General features: G+C 62.5%; 16 protein-coding genes. 8 read left to right on the top strand and 8 right to left on the bottom strand.

What is annotated here, in order from left to right:
* Positions 1-43: 43 nt before the first annotated feature.
* On the bottom strand, positions 44-592 hold the full coding sequence (locus RX328_RS34600; RefSeq protein ID WP_213249434.1) for a YybH family protein: 549 nt from the start codon (positions 590-592) through the stop codon (positions 44-46).
* A gap of 95 nt (positions 593-687) precedes the next feature.
* Between RX328_RS34600 and RX328_RS34595 the strand changes: the two genes are divergently transcribed.
* The 5 genes from RX328_RS34595 to RX328_RS34575 all read left to right on the top strand — a co-directional run bounded on the left by RX328_RS34595 (position 688) and on the right by RX328_RS34575 (position 6,409).
* On the top strand, positions 688-1,689 hold the full coding sequence (locus RX328_RS34595; protein ID WP_213249436.1) for a LysR family transcriptional regulator: 1,002 nt from the start codon (positions 688-690) through the stop codon (positions 1,687-1,689).
* A 176-nt stretch (positions 1,690-1,865) separates the two neighbouring features.
* Positions 1,866-2,576, top strand: coding sequence for a cysteine hydrolase family protein (locus RX328_RS34590; protein ID WP_213249438.1), 711 nt, complete (start codon positions 1,866-1,868; stop codon positions 2,574-2,576).
* A complete protein-coding gene (locus RX328_RS34585) occupies positions 2,573-4,225 on the top strand; it encodes a regulator (RefSeq protein WP_213249440.1) in 1,653 nt (550 codons plus the stop codon). Before RX328_RS34590 ends, RX328_RS34585 begins: the two co-directional genes overlap by 4 nt.
* Positions 4,226-4,408: 183 nt before the next feature.
* Positions 4,409-5,425, top strand: coding sequence for an alpha/beta fold hydrolase (locus RX328_RS34580; RefSeq protein WP_213249442.1), 1,017 nt, complete (start codon positions 4,409-4,411; stop codon positions 5,423-5,425).
* A gap of 24 nt (positions 5,426-5,449) precedes the next feature.
* Positions 5,450-6,409, top strand: coding sequence for a fatty acid desaturase (locus RX328_RS34575; RefSeq protein ID WP_213249444.1), 960 nt, complete (start codon positions 5,450-5,452; stop codon positions 6,407-6,409).
* On the opposite strand, the gene RX328_RS34570 is transcribed toward RX328_RS34575, so the two are convergent.
* Both RX328_RS34570 and RX328_RS34565 read right to left on the bottom strand, forming a co-directional pair.
* Positions 6,396-7,007, bottom strand: a complete 612-nt coding sequence (locus RX328_RS34570; protein WP_213249446.1) for a TetR/AcrR family transcriptional regulator — start codon at positions 7,005-7,007, stop codon at positions 6,396-6,398. The genes RX328_RS34575 and RX328_RS34570 overlap by 14 nt on opposite strands.
* A gap of 38 nt (positions 7,008-7,045) precedes the next feature.
* Positions 7,046-7,900 (bottom strand): VOC family protein, encoded by an 855-nt coding sequence (locus tag RX328_RS34565; protein WP_213249448.1) that lies wholly within the window; start codon positions 7,898-7,900, stop codon positions 7,046-7,048.
* A gap of 74 nt (positions 7,901-7,974) precedes the next feature.
* Between RX328_RS34565 and RX328_RS34560 the strand changes: the two genes are divergently transcribed.
* A complete protein-coding gene (locus RX328_RS34560; RefSeq protein ID WP_213249665.1) occupies positions 7,975-9,279 on the top strand; it encodes an NAD(P)/FAD-dependent oxidoreductase in 1,305 nt (434 codons plus the stop codon).
* 177 nt (positions 9,280-9,456) lie between these two features.
* Here the strand turns inward: RX328_RS34560 and RX328_RS34555 are convergent, their stop codons facing one another.
* The 4 genes from RX328_RS34555 to RX328_RS34540 are packed head-to-tail and all read right to left on the bottom strand — an operon-like array spanning position 9,457 to position 14,538.
* Positions 9,457-11,088, bottom strand: coding sequence for an ABC transporter ATP-binding protein (locus RX328_RS34555; protein ID WP_213249450.1), 1,632 nt, complete (start codon positions 11,086-11,088; stop codon positions 9,457-9,459).
* A complete protein-coding gene (locus tag RX328_RS34550) occupies positions 11,085-11,915 on the bottom strand; it encodes an ABC transporter permease (RefSeq protein WP_213249452.1) in 831 nt (276 codons plus the stop codon). Before RX328_RS34550 ends, RX328_RS34555 begins: the two co-directional genes overlap by 4 nt.
* Before the next feature lie 4 nt (positions 11,916-11,919).
* Positions 11,920-12,897 (bottom strand): ABC transporter permease, encoded by a 978-nt coding sequence (locus RX328_RS34545; RefSeq protein ID WP_213249454.1) that lies wholly within the window; start codon positions 12,895-12,897, stop codon positions 11,920-11,922.
* 24 nt (positions 12,898-12,921) lie between these two features.
* Positions 12,922-14,538 (bottom strand): ABC transporter substrate-binding protein, encoded by a 1,617-nt coding sequence (locus RX328_RS34540; RefSeq protein WP_213249456.1) that lies wholly within the window; start codon positions 14,536-14,538, stop codon positions 12,922-12,924.
* Between the two features lie 427 nt (positions 14,539-14,965).
* Here RX328_RS34540 and RX328_RS34535 point away from each other — a divergent pair, with 427 nt between their 5' ends.
* On the top strand, positions 14,966-15,265 hold the full coding sequence (locus RX328_RS34535; RefSeq protein ID WP_057843247.1) for an HU family DNA-binding protein: 300 nt from the start codon (positions 14,966-14,968) through the stop codon (positions 15,263-15,265).
* Positions 15,266-15,450: 185 nt separating this feature from the next.
* Here the strand turns inward: RX328_RS34535 and RX328_RS34530 are convergent, their stop codons facing one another.
* Positions 15,451-16,230, bottom strand: a complete 780-nt coding sequence (locus RX328_RS34530) for an SDR family oxidoreductase (protein WP_213249458.1) — start codon at positions 16,228-16,230, stop codon at positions 15,451-15,453.
* Between the two features lie 258 nt (positions 16,231-16,488).
* Between RX328_RS34530 and RX328_RS34525 the strand changes: the two genes are divergently transcribed.
* The gene (locus tag RX328_RS34525) at positions 16,489-17,334 is read left to right on the top strand and encodes a CmcJ/NvfI family oxidoreductase (RefSeq protein WP_213249460.1); all 846 of its coding nucleotides are present in this window, start codon (positions 16,489-16,491) and stop codon (positions 17,332-17,334) included.
* Positions 17,335-17,353: the final 19 nt, after the last annotated feature.

Below are 17,353 nucleotides of genomic sequence, written 5' to 3'. Positions count from 1 at the left end.
CATTTCTTGTCGGCCGCCGGAGATGGCAAAGAACTGAGAATCGTTACCGCCCATCGAGATTGGCGCCGCGGGCCAACGCGGCCGCGGTCTCAAGTCCGACAGGGCGCACGAGCGGGTCGGCATGGCGGTGAACCAGCCACCACTGCCCGCCTTGCCTGCGGTAGACCTGCGTCACACGAAGTGACCAGTCCTGGTTCGGCAAACCGCCGACTTCGCCGTGTTGACGCTCGATCATGGCTAGAACGACCAGATCGTTCGACGCATACGCTTGGACGAGTTCGAGCTTGGCATCGCCGTTCCCAAAGGTGCTGGCGAGCCGCGCCAGCCGCTCGGGACTCATGTCAAAACCTCGGCTGGCCTCGCCGCCAAACGGCTGCATCAGCGTAAACTCTTCTGCGATGCGCACCAGACCGGACCATTTGTCCATGTCGCCGCGCATGAAAGCCGAAGCCTGAGCCTCGGTCTTGCTGATGAGGTCGGCGAGCTCCTGGTCCCAACTTGCTGACGTTGGGGCCTCTGCGGCGCTGGCCGACAGCGGCATTGCGAGTGCGGCTTTCAGCGCCAAGTGTCTCCAGATGTTCGATTTGAGCATTTCGTGTCTTTCCTTTTGGGTTGGGCCGGCTGACCGGCGGTACCGCCCAAATCTCATTTCAATCATGCTGAATCCAGTGATATGATTTCAGCATTATGCTGAACGAAACTGACCTTTCCCGGATTGATCTCAACCTTCTCGTACTGTTCGAGATTGTCTTTCAGGAGCGGCATGTCGGCCGCTCGGCAGAGCGGCTGCACCTTTCGCCGTCGGCTATCAGCCATGGCCTTGGCCGTTTGCGAACGCTGCTTGGCGATCCCTTGTTTCTCAAGACCCCGAAAGGCGTCGTTCCGACCGAGCGCGCCTCGCAGCTCGCGCCGTCAGTGGCTGAAATTCTCGCGCGTATCCGCGGCATCGTTTCGACGGCTACACCGTTTGACCCGCGGCATTCGACGCGCCGTTTCGTGATTGGCGCGCCGGATGGAGTTTCCTCGGTCATCCTGCCTTCGCTGTTGGAGAGGTTGCGGGAGGTGGCGCCGAGCGTCGACGTGGGTATCCGGCAGCTGCTACCGACGCAAGGCTTCACGGCTATTCACCTTGCGTGGAAGGACGCGTTGAAGGAGCTCGAAGACCAGACGATGGATATCGCGATCATTCCGTTCGACGATATTCCTGTCCGTTTCCATAAACAGAAGCTCTATGAGGAAGAGTTCGTCATCGCCGTTAGAAACGGGCATTCGTTCCAGCGTAATCCGACCCTCAAGCGCTACTGCGAGATGGAGCATCTCGTCGTTTCGCATACCGGAGATGTTACCGGATTCGTGGATGTTGAACTCGCCAGGAAAGGCCTGACGCGGCGCGTGGCCCTGACCGTGCCAAACTTCAGTTTTGCCCTTTCGATGCTGGCCGAAACCGAAATGGTCTCTGCGCTGCCGAGACGATTTCTGGAGATCTACGGCGCCCGCTTCGACGTCGTCGCCGTCAAGGCGCCGCTGCCGCTGCCGCGCTTCTCGATCAACATCGTCCTTCCGAAAGTGGCGATGATGGATGCCGGTCTTGCCTGGCTGGTCCAGTTGCTTGGACAGGTGCAACCGGGAAACGCCGGATCATCAGTTCTTCGATCGGGCAAGCGTCATCGCCGTGTGCACAGCCAATGAGCAACTGCTCGCTTGTGGTGCGTTTGGTGAAGGCAGGCCGAGATCAGTATCCGCAAGTAACGGACTGACAACGCGGCTGATTTTCTCAAGAGCTACCGCTCGACCCAATTGTACACAATGGCACGCGCCTTGCTTGATTTCTCCCGAGGAGTTCTCTCGTTCGGGGCGCGTACGTCATGGCGAACTCAGCAAAGCTCGCAGCGGAGCCGGAGCCGATCGAACTCGACTGGGCGGCGACCGCGCTTCTCATCATCGACATGCAGCGCGATTTCATGGAGCCAGGCGGCTTCGGCGAAACGCTGGGTAACGACGTCAGCCAGCTCGCGCGCGCAGTAAAGCCGATCGCGGCCGTGCTGGATGCGGCGCGCGCGGCCGGCATGCTGGTCATCCACACCCGCGAGGGCCATCTGCCCGATCTTTCCGACGCGCCCCCGGCCAAGGTCGAGCGCGGCGCGCCGTCCTTGCGCATCGGCGATCCCGGACCGATGGGACGGATTCTCATTCGCGGCGAAGCCGGCCATGACATCATTCCTGAGCTCTATCCGCTCGACAGCGAGATCGTGATCGACAAGCCGGGCAAGGGCGCGTTCTACGCCACCGAGCTCGGCGACGTGCTGCAGCGCTATGGCATCGAGAACTTGCTGGTCTGCGGCGTCACCACTGAGGTCTGCGTCAACACCACCGTGCGCGAAGCCAACGACCGCGGCTATCGCTGCGTGGTGCTGGCCGATTGCTGCGCGTCCTACTTTCCCGAATTCCACGACATGGGCCTGAAAATGATCAAGGCGCAGGGCGGCATCTTCGGCTGGGTTTCGGATTCAGCCGCGGTGCTCAAGGCGATTTCACCGGAGATTCCAATAACGGCAGTAGCGGGGGCATCACGATGAGCGCAACGGGAACATCAGGTACATCTACTTTCAGGCCGGCGCTATGGACGCTGGGAGACTGGAACGCCTTGTTCGGCTTCGGCACCAACATCCTCGTCAACATGCTGGTGCTGACCGGGCTGTTGCGTTTCGTGCTGAAGATGCCTGATAGCATCGTATTCGGCCGCATCCTGCCGGCGCTCGGCCTGATGATGTGCCTCTCGACGTTCTATTACGCATATCTCGCCTACAAACTGGCGCAGAAGACCGGCCGCGACGACGTCTGCGCGCTGCCGTCGGGCGTTAGCGTGCCGCACATGTTCATCGTCACCTTCGTGATCATGTTGCCGATCACGCTCAAGACGGGCGACCCCATCAAGGGCTGGTCGGCTGGCCTGGTCTGGGTGTTCTTCCAGAGCTTTATTCTCATGATCGGCGGCTTTATCGCGCCTTATATCAGGAAGATCACCCCGCGCGCGGCGCTGCTCGGCACGCTCGCCGGTGTCTCCGTCACCTTCATCTCGATGCGGCCCGCGTTGGAAATGTACATGACGCCGCAGATCGGGCTCATCTGCTTCGCCATCATCCTGGTGGCCTGGTTCGGCGGGGTAAAGTATCCGAAGGGGATTCCGGCGGGTCTTGTCGCCATCGCCGCCGGCATGCTGATCGCCTGGGGTTCGAACCTTTTCGGCCTTGGTCTTGGTGGGCTGAGCCTGAAGGGCATCGGCGATGCCTTTGCCAATTTCGGCTTCTCGGTGCCATTGCCTGCCTTCGGTCACGTGTTCTCCGGTTTCGAATTCCTCGGCATTATCCTGGTGACGGCGATCCCGTTTGGCATCTACGATCTCGTCGAAGCCATGGACAATGTCGAAAGCGCGGAGGCGGCCGGCGACGAATATCCGACCACGCGGGTGCTGACCGCCGACGGTGTCGTCAGCCTGATCGGTTGCCTGATGGGCAATCCCTTCATCAACGCTGTTTATATCGGCCATCCCGGCTGGAAAGCGATGGGCGGGCGGATCGGTTATTCGGCAGCGACTGGCATCATGGTGGTGCTGCTGTCGTGGTTTGGCATCATCTCGGTGCTGCTGGCGCTGGTGCCCGTGGTCGCGATCTCGCCGATCCTGCTCTATATCGGCATGCTGATCGGCGCGCAGGCGTTCCAGACCACGCCGCTCAAGCACGCGCCAGCGATCGTGCTGGCGCTGACACCCCATCTCGCGGCATGGGCGAAACTGCAGATCGACACCATGCTCGGTGCGAGCATGGCTGCGGCGCAAACCGTCGGCGGTCTTGCCGCCGACAAGGTCGATGCGGTCAAGACGGCCGCCATCGCCGCGCTGCCCCAACAGGGCGTGCTCTATCACGGGCTGGAAGTGATGGGCGGCGGCTCGATTCTCGCCGGCCTCGTGCTCGGCGCGATCGGCGTGTTCGTGATCGAACGTGATTTCCCCAAGGCATCAGCCTTCGCATTGGCCGGCGCCGTCATGACCTATTTCGGCTTCATGCACGGCGAGGCCGTCGGCATCGGTGGCGGGCTCGGCGTGACGCCGGGCGTGGCGCTGGCCTATGCCGTGATGGCGGCGGGGCTGTTCGCGCTGGCGAGGAAGAGCGCGAGCGTTGCCTATCGTTCGCATGCGGAAGTGCCGGTTGCGGCGCCGGCAGAGTGATCGCTGGCGGCAGGTCCGCAATGATCTGACGTCGTGTGAAATTGCGCCGCAGAAACCGCCGCGGCGCAATTTTCATTTTGCGAGCACGAGCAGGGTGCCGCTACCAGCGGAGAAACCCGTTGCAATCCGAGTCATATAGTGTACCATAAGTACATTAAATGCATCGCTCGGAAACGGTCTTTGATGCCCAGCGCCGACTATCAAATCTTTGAAGCCGGAGACGTCGAACTTCAGTCGGGCACCGCGTTTCCGGCGATGCAGCTCGCGTACAAGACCTATGGCGCGCTGAACGCGCGAAAGGACAATGTGATTGTCTATCCGACGTCCTTCAGCGCACAGCACAGCGATATCGAATGGCTGATCCAGCGTGGCGGCGCGCTGGACCCAGATCGCTACTTCATCGTCATTCCGAATCTGTTCGGCAGCGGCCTGTCTTCATCGCCGTCCAATTGCGATGTCACGCCGTTTCCAGCCATCAGCTATCATGACGCAGTCGCGGTGCAGCGCCGCCTTCTCGAAGAGCAATTCGGCATTTCAAGGATCGCGCTGGTCTATGGCTGGTCGATGGGCGGCATGCAGGCCTATCACTGGGCAGCCTGTCATCCCGATATGGTGGAACGGGCGGCGGTTGTTTGCGGCAGCGCCAGATGCTCGCCGTACAATCACGTGTTTCTCGAGGGCGTGAAGACGGCGCTGACGGCGGACCCGGCCTGGCAGGATGGCCGTTTTGTTGCCAGGCCCGTCGCCGGCCTTCAGGCGATGGGACGCGTCTATGCGGGGTGGGCGATGTCGCACGCCTATTACCGGGATGAGGTCTGGCGCGAGGCCGGATTCACAAACCTTGAGGATTACCTGGCGCGATCGTGGGACGTCGCCTTCGCGCGGCGTGACGCCAATGATCTTCTGGCGCAGATCGGCATCTGGCAGCGCGGCGATATCAGCCAATGTCCGGAATTCGGTGGTGACATGAACCGCGCACTGGCCGCGATCAGGGCGCATGTGTTGCTGATGCCGGGCCAGACGGATCGCTACTTCGACATGCGCGACAACGAGGCCGAGCTCGGCCGCCTCGTCAATGCAAAGTCGGCCGAACTCCATCCGATTCCCTCGATCCACGGGCACCGGGCCGGAAACCCCATCAACAATCCCAGAGATCGCGACTTCATCAACGCCGAAATCTCGGCGCTGCTGCAGCGTTGAATCATCCCGGAGGCGTTAGCGACCATGAGCACAGCAATTACCGCAACGGGAGAGAAGCCGCTGACTTCGGCCGAGCTGCGCGCATTATCGGTGCGGTCGAACCTGCCCGGCATCATTCGCGCAGCCAGCCACTACGGCGCAATCGGCGTTTTCGGCACGCTGATCTGGCTCGTCGCCTCGACCTATGGCCCGCACTGGGCGATGCCGCTGATCGTCGTGCAAGGCTATTTCGTCGCCTTCCTGTTCATGGTCGTGCACGAGACCGCTCACAAGACAGCCTTTCGGACCCGCGCGCTCAATCTCGTATTCGGTCATCTGTCTTCATTCGCGATCGGGCTGCCTTACGAATATTACTGCCTGTTCCATTGGGACCACCACCGCTACACGCAGGATCCGGAGCGGGATCCCGAACTGCTGGTTGGCCCGATGCCCGCCTCGGATACGGAGCTTGCGATTGCCTATAGCGGTCTTCGGCAGGTCGCCTTCCGGGTAGGGCTGATGCTTCGCCATGCCTTCACCGGCAACGCCTCCGCCCCCTGGATTCCGGAAGCCAAGCGCCCCATCGTCGTGAAGGAAGCGCGGCTCTATGTCGCCGGCTACGTCGTGCTGCTGCTCGGCTCATTCGCGCTCCACACGGCGCTGCTGCTCTGGGTCTGGATCGTTCCCCTGATCGTCGGCCAGCTATTCCTGCGTCCCTATCTCTATGCCGAACACACCGGCTGTGAGCGAACGCGCAGCGCCTTCCAAAATACGCGTACGACCTATACCGGCATGGTCATGAAGTGGTTTGCGTGGAATATGCCCTACCATGTCGAGCATCACGCCTATCCTTCGATCCCGTTTCATGCGCTGCCGAGGCTGAACCAGATTGTCGACGGGCGGATTGTGTTCCGGGGCAGGGGCTATCTGGCCGTGACCCGCGAGACTTGGGCCTGGTTCCGACGCCAGCGGCATGGCCGTGCCCAAGGCGTCAGCGGCTCCTGATCATCAGCAGGGTGTCGACAAGATTGCGGGCCTGCGCCGGCGAGATCGGCTTGATTCCGAAGATGTAGCGGTAGAACAGGCTGCCATAGATCGCGTCGTACAGGTCCTCCGGCGTCCCGGCCGCGCCGACGCTGCCATCCCGCTGGCCGGCGGCGATCAATTCGACCAGCGCGGTCCTTCGATATCTGAGATAGCGTTCGTAGAATATCTCGGCAGATCCGGTGTTCGAGATGCATTCGGAGATCACCGCGAGCTGCACCTTGCCGAACTCGCCTTGCAGCGCCTTGGCGTAAGCCGCGGCGTGATTTCTCAGGCGCTCCGCCGCCGTGCCTGATGTCGGCAGCGGCAGCATCAGCGAAGCATGATGCAGGAACGCGTCGATCAGCAGCGCCTCTCGCGACGGCCACCATTTGTAGATGGTCATTTTCGAGACGTTGGAGTGCCGTGCCACCGCATCGATGCTGGTAGCGGCCAGACCCGTGGTCGCCATCAGCGTGTAGGCGCTTTGCAGAATGGCGTTGGTTGTTTCGGCGGAACGGGGGCGACCACGGCGGCTTGCCGCCATATCGCCATCCGCTTCGATCCTGCCCCTCGTCATGTTTGGGCTTTCCCGATCAGCGCGGCCGGCGCTGCCGACTATGCCTTAACAAACGCGAGCATCGTGCCGTTGCCCTCGGCCGGCGGCACCACCACGCCACCAGCGCTCTTCACGCCCGTCGCGCCGAGCGCCTTCTCCGCCGCCGCGAGATCGGCCGCGATCACCAGCCCCGCGCCGCCGCGCTCAGGCAGCCCCATCAGCGGGACGTCAGGGTAGCGTGTGCCAAGCTGGGTCTTGGTCAGGAATACGAAGTCGGCGCGCTCGCCGCCCGAAGGGACTGCAATGACGCCGTCCGGTTCGACCCTTGCCTCGCGATCGATCATGCTCGCGAGTTGCGCGGCGTCATCCGCCGGCTCCGGGGTAACGATCAGCACCTGCTTCAGGCGCTTGGCGCCATTGGCATGCTTCATCAGTTCAGGAATCCATACCGTCTCGCGCGTCTTGTGCTGGCAGGCAAAGATGCGCACGCCGCCTGGCGCTTCCGCCGTCGGCCATTGGAAGGTACGGAATTTCGCAGCAGATATCGTGCCATCGGGCATCGTCACGGGACGTTCGAAATCGGTTGGTCCAATCGGCGGATAGCCGCGCGCGCGAATTTCTTCCGCGCCTTCGGCGGAATCCACCGCCGTGAACGCGATGCGCTCGATGCCTTCGCCATTCTTTTCCAGATACGCCCGCGCCGGAGCGTTATGTTCTGTCGGCGTCAGCACGCCGAGCAATTCCATATAGTCGGGGTCAAACATGATGGTGTAATTGCCCGATCCCATATGTGCGCTGTGGGTGCCGCGCGGCGACACGGTGAAGCCGAGCCGCTTGTAGTTTTCGGCGGCTTTGTCGAGATCCTTCACCATGATTACGGCGTGATCGATTCCGATGACGTTTTTGAGTGCCACTCTTTTTGTTCCCTGAGGCTTGTTAGCGGGCTAAGCTAATCAGAACGATCAGTTGCCCGCAAGGAAGGATCATGATGAACACGAGCAACGTCCGCTGGCCCGATTCACTGTGGGCCGCCGTGACGCCGTCGGGGCCTGATTTACCGGAACTGATCGGCTCGCAGCAGGCCGATGTGATCGTGATCGGCGGCGGCTTCACCGGACTTTCCACCGCGCTGCATCTGCGCGAGGCCGGCGTCGATGTCGCCATCGTCGAAGCCGCGGAGCCGGGCTGGGGTGCATCGGGCTGCAACAATGGCCAGGTGATTCCGACGCTGTCGCGGCCTGATCCGGAGGACATTGTCGCAAGGCACGGCGAGGCGGGAGAACGTTTCGTCGGTATGCTGCGTGACAGCGCGTCCTATCTTTTCGACGTGACGACGCGCTATAATATCGACACCGAGGGGGAACAGGCCGGCTGGGTTCAACCGGTGCATTCGCCTGGCCGCATCAAGATCGCGGAACGGCGTGTGCGGCAGTGGTCGAAGTTCGGCGCGCCCGTTGAGTTGCTGTCGCGCGAGCAGACGCGCGACATGCTGGGTTCGGATGCGTGGTTCGGTGGTTTCTGGAATAAGACTGGCGGCCACATCAATCCGCTGGCGCTGGCCCGTGGCCTCGCGCGCACCGTGCTCGGCCTCGGCGCGCGCATTTACGCGCGCTCGCCAGCGGAAAGTTTTGAGCGCCGGGGCGACCGCTGGGTGGTCAAGACGGCCAAGGGCGAAATCTCCGGCCGTGCGTTAGTCGTGGCGAGCAATGCCTATAGCGGCGAATTCTCCAAATCGCTGGTGCCTGAGATTGCACGCGAGGTGATGCCGGTGCTGTCGTGGCAAATGGCGACGCAGCCGTTGTCGGACAACGTCCGCAAGACCATCATCCCGGGCCGGCAGGCGATGTCGGATACCCATGGCGAACTCTATTTCGCGCGCTATGACGCGCGAAACCGTCTGGTCACCGGCGGCGCGGTGATCGGCCCCGGCAACAAGGTGGAGCGGATCAAGGCGCGCGTCACCGAGCGCCTGCAGCGGCTGTGGCCGCAGATCGGCGAGGTCTCGTTCGATTATGTCTGGAACGGCTATGTCGGCATGACTACGGACTTTTTGCCGCGCATCCATCGGCTTGGCCCCAATGCCTATGGCTGGACCGGCTGCAACGGCCGCGCGGTTGCGCTGACGATTCCGCTCGGCAATGAATTGGCAAAGGCCGTTCGCGGCGTGCCGGAGAACGAACTGGCGTTGCCGTTTACCGAGCCCGTGCCCATAGTCGCCCACGGCATCCTCCGCAAGCTCGCGCCGCTGATGCTGCTGGTCTATCGCCGCAGAGATGCCCGCGAGATGGCGTGATCCGAGCAGGCGCGCTGCCGCTTCTCCCTCGCCCCGCGAAGCGGGGAGAGGGTCGGGGTGAGGGGCCTCTCTCCGCGAATCCAAACTTGAGCTCGAACCCGCGGAAGCAGCCCCTCACCCCAACCCTCTCCCCGCGAAGAGCGGGGAGAGGGAGCTGCACCGCCGCCGAGGACGCTACTACACCGCCTCCGTCGCGTGCTCCCGCGCAAATTCTCCGCCCGGAATCGAATCCAGTAGCGCCCGCGTATAAGCGTGTTGCGGATTGCCGAACACCTCCGCAGCCAGCCCGTGCTCGACAACCTCACCATCCTTCATCACGGCAACCAGGTCGCAGATTTGCGCGGCGACGCGCAAATCATGGGTGATGAAGACGATCGAAAGCCCGAGCCGCGCCCGCAATTCGGCGAGCAGCTTTAAAACCTGCGCCTGCACGGAGACGTCGAGCGCCGACACCGGCTCGTCCGCCACCAGCACGTCCGGCTTCAGTGCCAGCGCGCGGGCGAGGCCAATGCGCTGGCGCTGACCGCCGGAGAATTCGTGGGGATAGCGGTCGCCCGCGGAAGGATCCAGCCCGACCAGTGCGAACAGCTCCTTGGCATCCGCAATTGCCTTCGCGCGCGGTGTGCCGTGCACGATCGGGCCTTGCGCCACCAGCTCGGCCGCCTTGCGGCGCGGGTTGAGGGAGGCGAACGGGTCCTGAAACACCATCTGGATATGCCGCGTCTCGCGGCGGACGTTTTCGCGCGACATCTTCGCCCAGTCGTTGCCGTCCAGCACGATCGATCCCGTATCCGGATCGATCAGCCGCACGATGCAGCGCGCCAACGTCGATTTACCCGAGCCGGATTCGCCGACAATGCCTAGCGTCGTCCCGCGCGGCAGGTTGAGGGACACGTTCTTCACGGCCGGCGTCACGCGCGCGCCGCGCCCGAGAAAGCCGCCGGTGCGATAGGTCTTCGAGACATCGGTGATCGTCAGGATGTTATCAGAGGCAAGCGTCCGCGGGGGAGGCGCGTTCAGCGGCGGCACGGCGGCGATGAGCTGCTTGGTGTAGGCATGCTGCGGATGGTGCAGCACATCGGAAGCTGTACCTTGCTCAACGATGACGCCATGCTGCATCACCACCACGCGTTCCGCGATCTCCGCGACCACCCCGAAATCATGGGTGATGAACATGACCGCGGTCCTGCGGCGCTGCTGCAGGTCGCGGATCAGTTTTAGAATCTGCGCCTGGGTCGTGACGTCGAGCGCCGTCGTCGGCTCGTCCGCAATCAGAAGCTTTGGATCGAGCGCCAAAGCCATCGCGATCATGGCGCGCTGGCGCTGACCGCCGGATAGCTCGTGCGGATAGGCCTTTGCTGCAACTTTCGGATCGGGAATGCGGACGTCGGCGAGCAGGGCCAGCACTTTCGCGCCGATCTCCGCCTTCGACAATTTGGTATGGATCGAAAACATCTCGGCGATCTGGTCGCCGATGGTACGAAGCGGATTGAGCGCCGTCATCGGCTCCTGGAAGATCATGGCAATGCCTGCGCCGCGCACCTCGCGCATGTCCGCGATCGAGGCCTTGCAGAGATCGCGACCCTCGAACATCATCCGGCCGCCGTCGATCGTCACCTCGTTGGGCAATAGCCGCATGATCGCGTTGGCCATCATCGATTTGCCGGAGCCGGATTCGCCGACCACGCAGAGGATCTCGTTGGAGGCGATTTCCAGCGACACGTCCCTAAGCGCGTGCGCGCGATCGGCGCCGCCGGGCAGGCGGACGCTCAGGCGGTCGAGCGAGAGGATGGTCTCGTGCTCGCTCATCGGCCCTTCAGCCTCGGATTGAGCGCGTCATTGAGGCCTTGGCCGACCAGCGACACCGCGAGCACTGTGACGAGGATCGCAATACCCGGGATCGCCGAGACGTACCATTGCACCCGCAGCACATCGCGGCCGAGGCCGATCAGGTTGCCCCAGGATGCGACGTTGGGATCGGACAGCCGCAGGAACGCGAGCGCGCTTTCGAGCAGTATCGCGACCGCCATCACCACGCTGGCGTAGACGATGACCGGCGGCAGCGCATTCGGCAGGATCTCGCCGAAAATAAGCTGGATGTTCTTCATGCCGAGCGTCCGGCCGGCCTGGACGAATTCGCGGTTGCGCAGCGACAAAAATTCCGCGCGGGTCAGCCGCGCCGGAGCCGGCCACGACACCACGCCGACCGCGATGGTGACGGTCGTCAGCGTCGAGCCGAATACGGCAACCAACACCAAGAGCAGCACGAAGTTCGGTAGCGTCTGGAACGCTTCGGTGATCCGCATCAAGACATTGTCGAGCCAGCCGCCGTAATAGCCGGCGAAGGCGCCAACGAGGATGCCGATCAGGATCGCGATTGCGGTTGCGACGCCGCCGATCAAGAGCGATATCCGCGCACCGTAGAAAATTTGGGCTGCGATATCGCGTCCTGAATTGTCGGTGCCGAGCAGGAAACGCGGATTGGAGAACGGCCAGACCAGCGGTCGGCCAGCGAGCGCCAGCGGATCGCGTGGATAGAACCAGCCGGCGGAGATCGCCATCGCGATCACGATCACGAGCAGGATCAGGCCTGCCACCGCGGCGGGGCTTCGGAAGTAACGCTTGACCGCATCCATGGCCCTAACCCTCCGCCGTGATGCGCGGGTCGAGCCGCGCATAGATGAGGTCGACGATGAAGTTCACGGTGATGACGAGCAGCGCCGAGACGAACACGATACCAAGCAGCGTATTGAGATCGCGCTGCACCACAGACTCGTAGGCAAGCCGCCCGAGCCCCGGCAACGAGAACACGCTTTCGACCACCACTGAACCGCCCAGCATGGTGCCGGCCTGCAGCCCGATCAGCGTCACCATCGGCAACAGCGCATTGCGCAGCACGTGCCGCGTCACCACGCGCGTCTCGTCGAGGCCCTTTGCGCGCGCGGTGCGGACGTAGTCGAGGTTCAGCACTTCCAGCATCGAGGCGCGCATGATGCGCAAATAGATCGCCAGGAAGATCAGCCCGAGCGTCAGCGTCGGCAGCACCAGGTGGCTTGCGATATCGAGGGCTCGCCAGATGCCGGTCCGGACCGTTCCGATGTCCTCAAAACCGCCGGGCGGCAGCCATTGCAGATAGACCGAGAACACGACAATGGCCATCAAGCCAAACCAGAACGAGGGCGTGGCGTAGAAGATCAGGCCAAGCGTGGAGATCAGCGTATCGGGCCAACGGTTGACGCTGCGGGCGGCGATCACGCCGAAGACGAGACCGAAGAAAAATGCAAACGACAGCGAGGCCGTCATCAACAGGATCGTCGGAGGCAGCCGCTCCAGGATGACCGAGGCCACCGGCTTGCCGTAGATCGAGGAGAAGCCGAGATCGAGCCGCACCAGCCGCCAGAGGTAATTGCCGAGCTGCGCCGGGATCGAGAGGTCGAGCCCGTAGAATTTCCGCAGCTCCTTGGCGGTCGCAGCATCGCCGCCGCCCATCTGCGCCATCATGGCATCGACGGTGTCGCCCGGTGCGAACTGCAGCAGCAGGAACACACCGATCAGAATCAGAACGAGGGTCGGGATCGAGGCGGCAAGCCGCCGCCCCGCTAGGCTCAGAATGCGCATAGACCTATCTTGGCGGATATGGCGTCAAGCGGAAAGCCAAAGATCGTGCCAGCTCGTCGATCCCCAGCGCGGGGTATTGGAATGGTTGCGTGCCTTCGCTGTAATCGTGGTGACGAAAATCTGCTCGATCGGCATCCAGACCGGCAGCTCCGTGTTCACTTCCTTGACGAACTGGGTATAGAGCGCCTTGCGTTTGGCCGGATCGATTTCGGTCGCGGCATCGTCGATGGTCTTGTCGACGTTCTTGTCTTCCCAGCCCCACTGGTTGGTCCAGGGCGCGCCCTTCGGCTGACCCGAGCGATACCAGACCGTGGTCGAGACCGCGGGATCGTTACGGTATTGGTGCCAGCCGGTGGCGAGGTCGAAGGCGTGCTCGTCATAGACCTGCTTTAGGAAGCCGCCGCCGTCGTTGCGCACGATCTCGATCGGGATGCCGATCTCGCCCAGCGACTGCTGGACGAAGGTCGACCACAGCGAGATGTCCTCGCCCCACGGCGCGGGCAACAGTTTTAGCGTGAAGCGCGTGCCGCCGGTGCCCGGCTTGTAGCCGGCTTCATTCAGCAGCGCCGCGGCCTTGGCTTTGTCGTAGGGGTATTGCGGCGTGTTCGGGCCCGGATAGAAATCGGTCGAGGTCGAGGGGATCGGTCCGGTGCCGAGCTTGGCGAAATCGCCGAGAAAATTTTCGATGAAGAACGGCACGTTGATCGCATGCGCAATCGCGCGGCGGACGCGGATGTCGGACAATTCCTTGCGGCGGAAGTTGAACTCGAGCGTATTGGTGCGCGCGTTGCCTTCATTGCCCTTGGTCGAGACGATGAAGCGCTTGTCCTTGGAAAGCCGCGCCAAATCCGAGAGCGTCAGGCTCGAGAATGGAGCGTAGTGAAGTTCGCCGGCTTCCATTTGCGCCGCGGCCGAGGCGCGATCGGTGATCACGCGCCAGACGATGCGATCAAGATAGGGCGCGTTAGGGCGCCAGTAATCCGGATTGCGGTCGGCAATGATATATTGTCCGCGCTCGTATCTGACGAACTTGAACGGACCGGTGCCGACAGGCGAAAGATTGGTCGGGTTCTGGCGGATGTCGCCGCTCTCGTAGAGATGCTTGGCCGAGACGTAGCCGAGATCGGGCAGGGCGCGGAGCAGGAGATTCAGCGGCATCGGCCGCTCGTACTTGAAGATCGCGGTGTGGGCATCAGGCGTCTCGACCGCGGTCAGGAAGAGTTGCAGCGTCGATCCGTAATTGAGGATCTTCTTCCACATGTTCATGGCGGTGAATTCGACGTCGGCCGAGGTGAACGGCTTGCCGTCATGCCAGGTGATGCCCTTGCGCAGCTTGAAGGTCACGGTCTTGCCGTCGGGGGTGGCCTCCCAGCTCTCCGCGAGCACGCCGACCGGCTGGCCGCTGGCGTCGAGATCGACGAGGTTCTCCTGGATCTTGCCGCCGATGATGTAGACGCCGGTGGAAGCCTGAATGCTCGGGTTGAGCTGGCGCTGCTCGGCGGCGTAATGGACGGTAAACACGCCGCCCTTGCGCGGCGTTTCCTGCGCAAAGGCCCGCATCGGATTGACCACGTTGGCCGCAATGGCCGCCGACGTCAGCAGCGCGGTGCGGCGATTGATCTCAAGGCGCGTCAAATCCATGCGAAGTCTCCGAACAAATATTGACGGCGGACCGTTCACGCGTCCGCCTTGAGCTCGATGTTACGATGGAATGCCAACGCGAGTCATTTTCAAATCGCCGCGCGGGTGCGGAAAATCCTGCCAGAAAACAACGTGCTCGCCGGCCATTCGATCTGCCGATTTTTTGCTCGTGAGGGCGAAATCGCGGCTCGCCAGAATAGAGGCTAAGCGGCGGGCGCAGTCTGGGATTGGCGGGTAAAGTCCCGAACAAGGCGCCTCAAACCCCTTAAAAACAGGGTCCGGCGGCTTTGGAGGCCTGAATTTCAGCGAAAAATTGGACGAATCACTGCAACTCGACTAGCGAGATAGTTGTGCAGAATGTCGGAAACCCTGTTTTTTAGGCGGTTTCCGCCATATCGTCGCCTGTGCCAGAATCAATGGAGCAACCATGGCCACCCAAATGTCTAAGTCGCAGCTGATCGAGAAGATCGCGACCACCACCGAAGTTTCGAAGAAAGAGGTCAAGAGCGTGATGGACACGCTCGTCGACGTCGGTCACAAGGAACTGAAGAAGAACGGGGTATTCCTCGTTCCCGGCTTCGCGAAGTTTGTCGTGGTCAAGAAGCCGGCGACCAAGGCTCGGAAGGGCACCAACCCCTTCACGGGCGAGGAAATGATGTTCAAGGCCAAGCCGGCCCGCAAGATCGTCCGGGCCCGCCCGGTCAAGGCCGCCAAGGACGCGGTTTAAGAAAAGCGAAATGGCCCCTGGCGACGGGGGCCTTTTTGTTTGCTGGGCTTGCGCTCCCCGGATGCTGCGCAGCGCGCCGCATTTGCGGCGTGGTGCGCTGCTGATCCGGGGTCCAGCCGTAGGTCCCGGCTCTGCGGAGCAGCGTTTCACGCTGCACCGCGACGCTTAACGATGAAATCGTCTCCTCACACCACCGGTGACCGCCCGCCATCGACATTGATCGCCGTGCCGGTGATGAACGAGCCCTGCTCGGAGGCTAGGAAGCAGGCCAGATTGGCGAATTCCTCCGCTGTGCCGATGCGCCCCAAGGGCGTGCCCTTGGCAAGGTTCTTGGCAAACATCTCGAAGTCCATATCGGGTACCTGCGCGGCGTGGCGCTTGACCCACTGATCGCTCATGATCAGGCCAACCAGCATGGCATTGACCAGAATGTTGTGCTCGCCGCCCTCGCTCGCCATCACCTTGGTCAGCGCCATGCCGGCCGCGCGGGAGACCGAGGTCGGCGCCGAGGAGGCCGCCGGCGCTTTGGCGTAGGTATTGAGCACGTTGATGATGCGGCCCCACTTGCGCGCCTTCATGCCCGGCCAGACCAGCCGGCTGAAGCGGATCGCAGCGAATAGTTTGAGGTCGAGGTCTTCCTGCCAGGCCTCGTCGCTGATGTTCTCGAACGCCATCGTCCGCGCGGTGCCTGCATTGTTGATGAGGATGTCGACCGGGCCGAGATCGGCGACAATCCTTTCATGCGCATTGCCGATGTCTTCCGCCTTCGAGACGTTGCAAACGTAGTCGCGAACTTCCAGTCCGTCCTTAGCGAGCAGCTCCCGCGCCGCTGTCAGATCGGCTGCGCCGCGCGCGAGGATCGCCACTTTGGCGCCGGAGGCGGCGAATTGCCGGGCGACGGCGAGGCCAATTCCCTTGCTGCCGCCGGTGACGACGGCGACCCTGTCCTTCATCGTGACTTGCATGTTCTTCTGCCTAGTTGAACCGGAACTGGTCGAGTGAACCCATTGTTGCCGTGCCTCATCGCAGGGTCAACGCGCCACATCCGATGACGGACGCGTGAGCGGCGGAAATACCATCCGGTTTGGCAGGCGTGTTCGACAAGGATTTTTCCCGTTTGCCCCGGTCGGGAACGGCAATGTTGCTATTTTCGAACGCGCCTTGTGGGGCTCGGCGGCCGCGCCAACATCAAAAAGAACAACAATGGAGTCCAGGAGACCACCATGGGCCTGCAGCAAGCAAAACTCGAATCGCTTCCCTTCGTCACCGCCGAGCTGAACTATCTCGCGCCCACGCCGGGAAAGCCCCGCACCTACGCCTTCGATCCGCCGCCGGGCGAACCCAAATCCACCGCGCTGCCCGAGCCGCACAACGTCCCGATCTTCGACGCGCGCCTGATCGCCGCCAACCTCTCTTTGGACCGCGAGGGTTTTGCGCTGGTCCGCCATCCCACCATCGTCAGGAATTTCTACGACGATAAGGAAGTGAAGAACGTCTACTACCCCGCCGTGGAAGCCTTCCTGAAGGCGACCCTCAAAGCCGACCGCGTCTTCATCTTCGATCACACCGTGCGCAAACGCGTGGAGGGCGCCGCCGATATCAGGGGCGCTGGCCCACGGCAGCCGGCCACGCGCGTCCATGTCGACCAGACCGATAAATTAGGCGCCAACCGCGTGCGCGAGCATTTGCCGGATGAGGCTGACGAGCTTCTGAAGGGACGGGTGCAGGTCGTCAATGTCTGGCGGCCGATCCGGGGTCCGTTGCGCGATACGCCGCTGGCAATGTGCGACGGCCAGACGGTGGAGCCGGGCGATCTCGTTGCTTCCGACCTGATCTATCCAAACCGCAGCGGCGAAACATATTCGGTAAAATACAACCCGAACCATCGCTGGTACTACATTCCGGAAATGCGGACCGACGAGGCGCTGCTCTTGAAGTGCTACGATTCAGCAACCGACGGCCGCACACGGTTCGGGCCGCATACCGCCTTCGTCGATCCGACTACGCCGGCCGATGCGCCGCCGCGCGAGAGCATCGAACTGCGAACGCTGGTGTTCCACAGGAGCTGATCGCCGCGAGCGGGCGGAT

The organism is Bradyrhizobium sp. sBnM-33, from assembly GCF_032917945.1.
GTDB lineage: Bacteria > Pseudomonadota > Alphaproteobacteria > Rhizobiales > Xanthobacteraceae > Bradyrhizobium.
The sequence above is the reverse complement of the archived record's forward strand: the minus strand, read 5'-3'. Positions and strand labels throughout refer to the sequence as shown.

What these genes read in the sequence shown, in the direction of transcription:
- RX328_RS34600 (WP_213249434.1), bottom strand. Translation starts at nt 592, where the DNA reads ATGCTCAAATCGAACATCTGGAGACACTTGGCGCTGAAAGCCGCACTC.
- RX328_RS34595 (WP_213249436.1), top strand. Translation starts at nt 688, where the DNA reads ATGCTGAACGAAACTGACCTTTCCCGGATTGATCTCAACCTTCTCGTA.
- RX328_RS34590 (WP_213249438.1), top strand. Translation starts at nt 1,866, where the DNA reads ATGGCGAACTCAGCAAAGCTCGCAGCGGAGCCGGAGCCGATCGAACTC.
- RX328_RS34585 (WP_213249440.1), top strand. Translation starts at nt 2,573, where the DNA reads ATGAGCGCAACGGGAACATCAGGTACATCTACTTTCAGGCCGGCGCTA.
- RX328_RS34580 (WP_213249442.1), top strand. Translation starts at nt 4,409, where the DNA reads ATGCCCAGCGCCGACTATCAAATCTTTGAAGCCGGAGACGTCGAACTT.
- RX328_RS34575 (WP_213249444.1), top strand. Translation starts at nt 5,450, where the DNA reads ATGAGCACAGCAATTACCGCAACGGGAGAGAAGCCGCTGACTTCGGCC.
- RX328_RS34570 (WP_213249446.1), bottom strand. Translation starts at nt 7,007, where the DNA reads ATGACGAGGGGCAGGATCGAAGCGGATGGCGATATGGCGGCAAGCCGC.
- RX328_RS34560 (WP_213249665.1), top strand. Translation starts at nt 7,975, where the DNA reads ATGAACACGAGCAACGTCCGCTGGCCCGATTCACTGTGGGCCGCCGTG.
- RX328_RS34555 (WP_213249450.1), bottom strand. Translation starts at nt 11,088, where the DNA reads ATGAGCGAGCACGAGACCATCCTCTCGCTCGACCGCCTGAGCGTCCGC.
- RX328_RS34550 (WP_213249452.1), bottom strand. Translation starts at nt 11,915, where the DNA reads ATGGATGCGGTCAAGCGTTACTTCCGAAGCCCCGCCGCGGTGGCAGGC.
- RX328_RS34545 (WP_213249454.1), bottom strand. Translation starts at nt 12,897, where the DNA reads ATGCGCATTCTGAGCCTAGCGGGGCGGCGGCTTGCCGCCTCGATCCCG.
- RX328_RS34540 (WP_213249456.1), bottom strand. Translation starts at nt 14,538, where the DNA reads ATGGATTTGACGCGCCTTGAGATCAATCGCCGCACCGCGCTGCTGACG.
- RX328_RS34535 (WP_057843247.1), top strand. Translation starts at nt 14,966, where the DNA reads ATGGCCACCCAAATGTCTAAGTCGCAGCTGATCGAGAAGATCGCGACC.
- RX328_RS34530 (WP_213249458.1), bottom strand. Translation starts at nt 16,230, where the DNA reads ATGCAAGTCACGATGAAGGACAGGGTCGCCGTCGTCACCGGCGGCAGC.
- RX328_RS34525 (WP_213249460.1), top strand. Translation starts at nt 16,489, where the DNA reads ATGGGCCTGCAGCAAGCAAAACTCGAATCGCTTCCCTTCGTCACCGCC.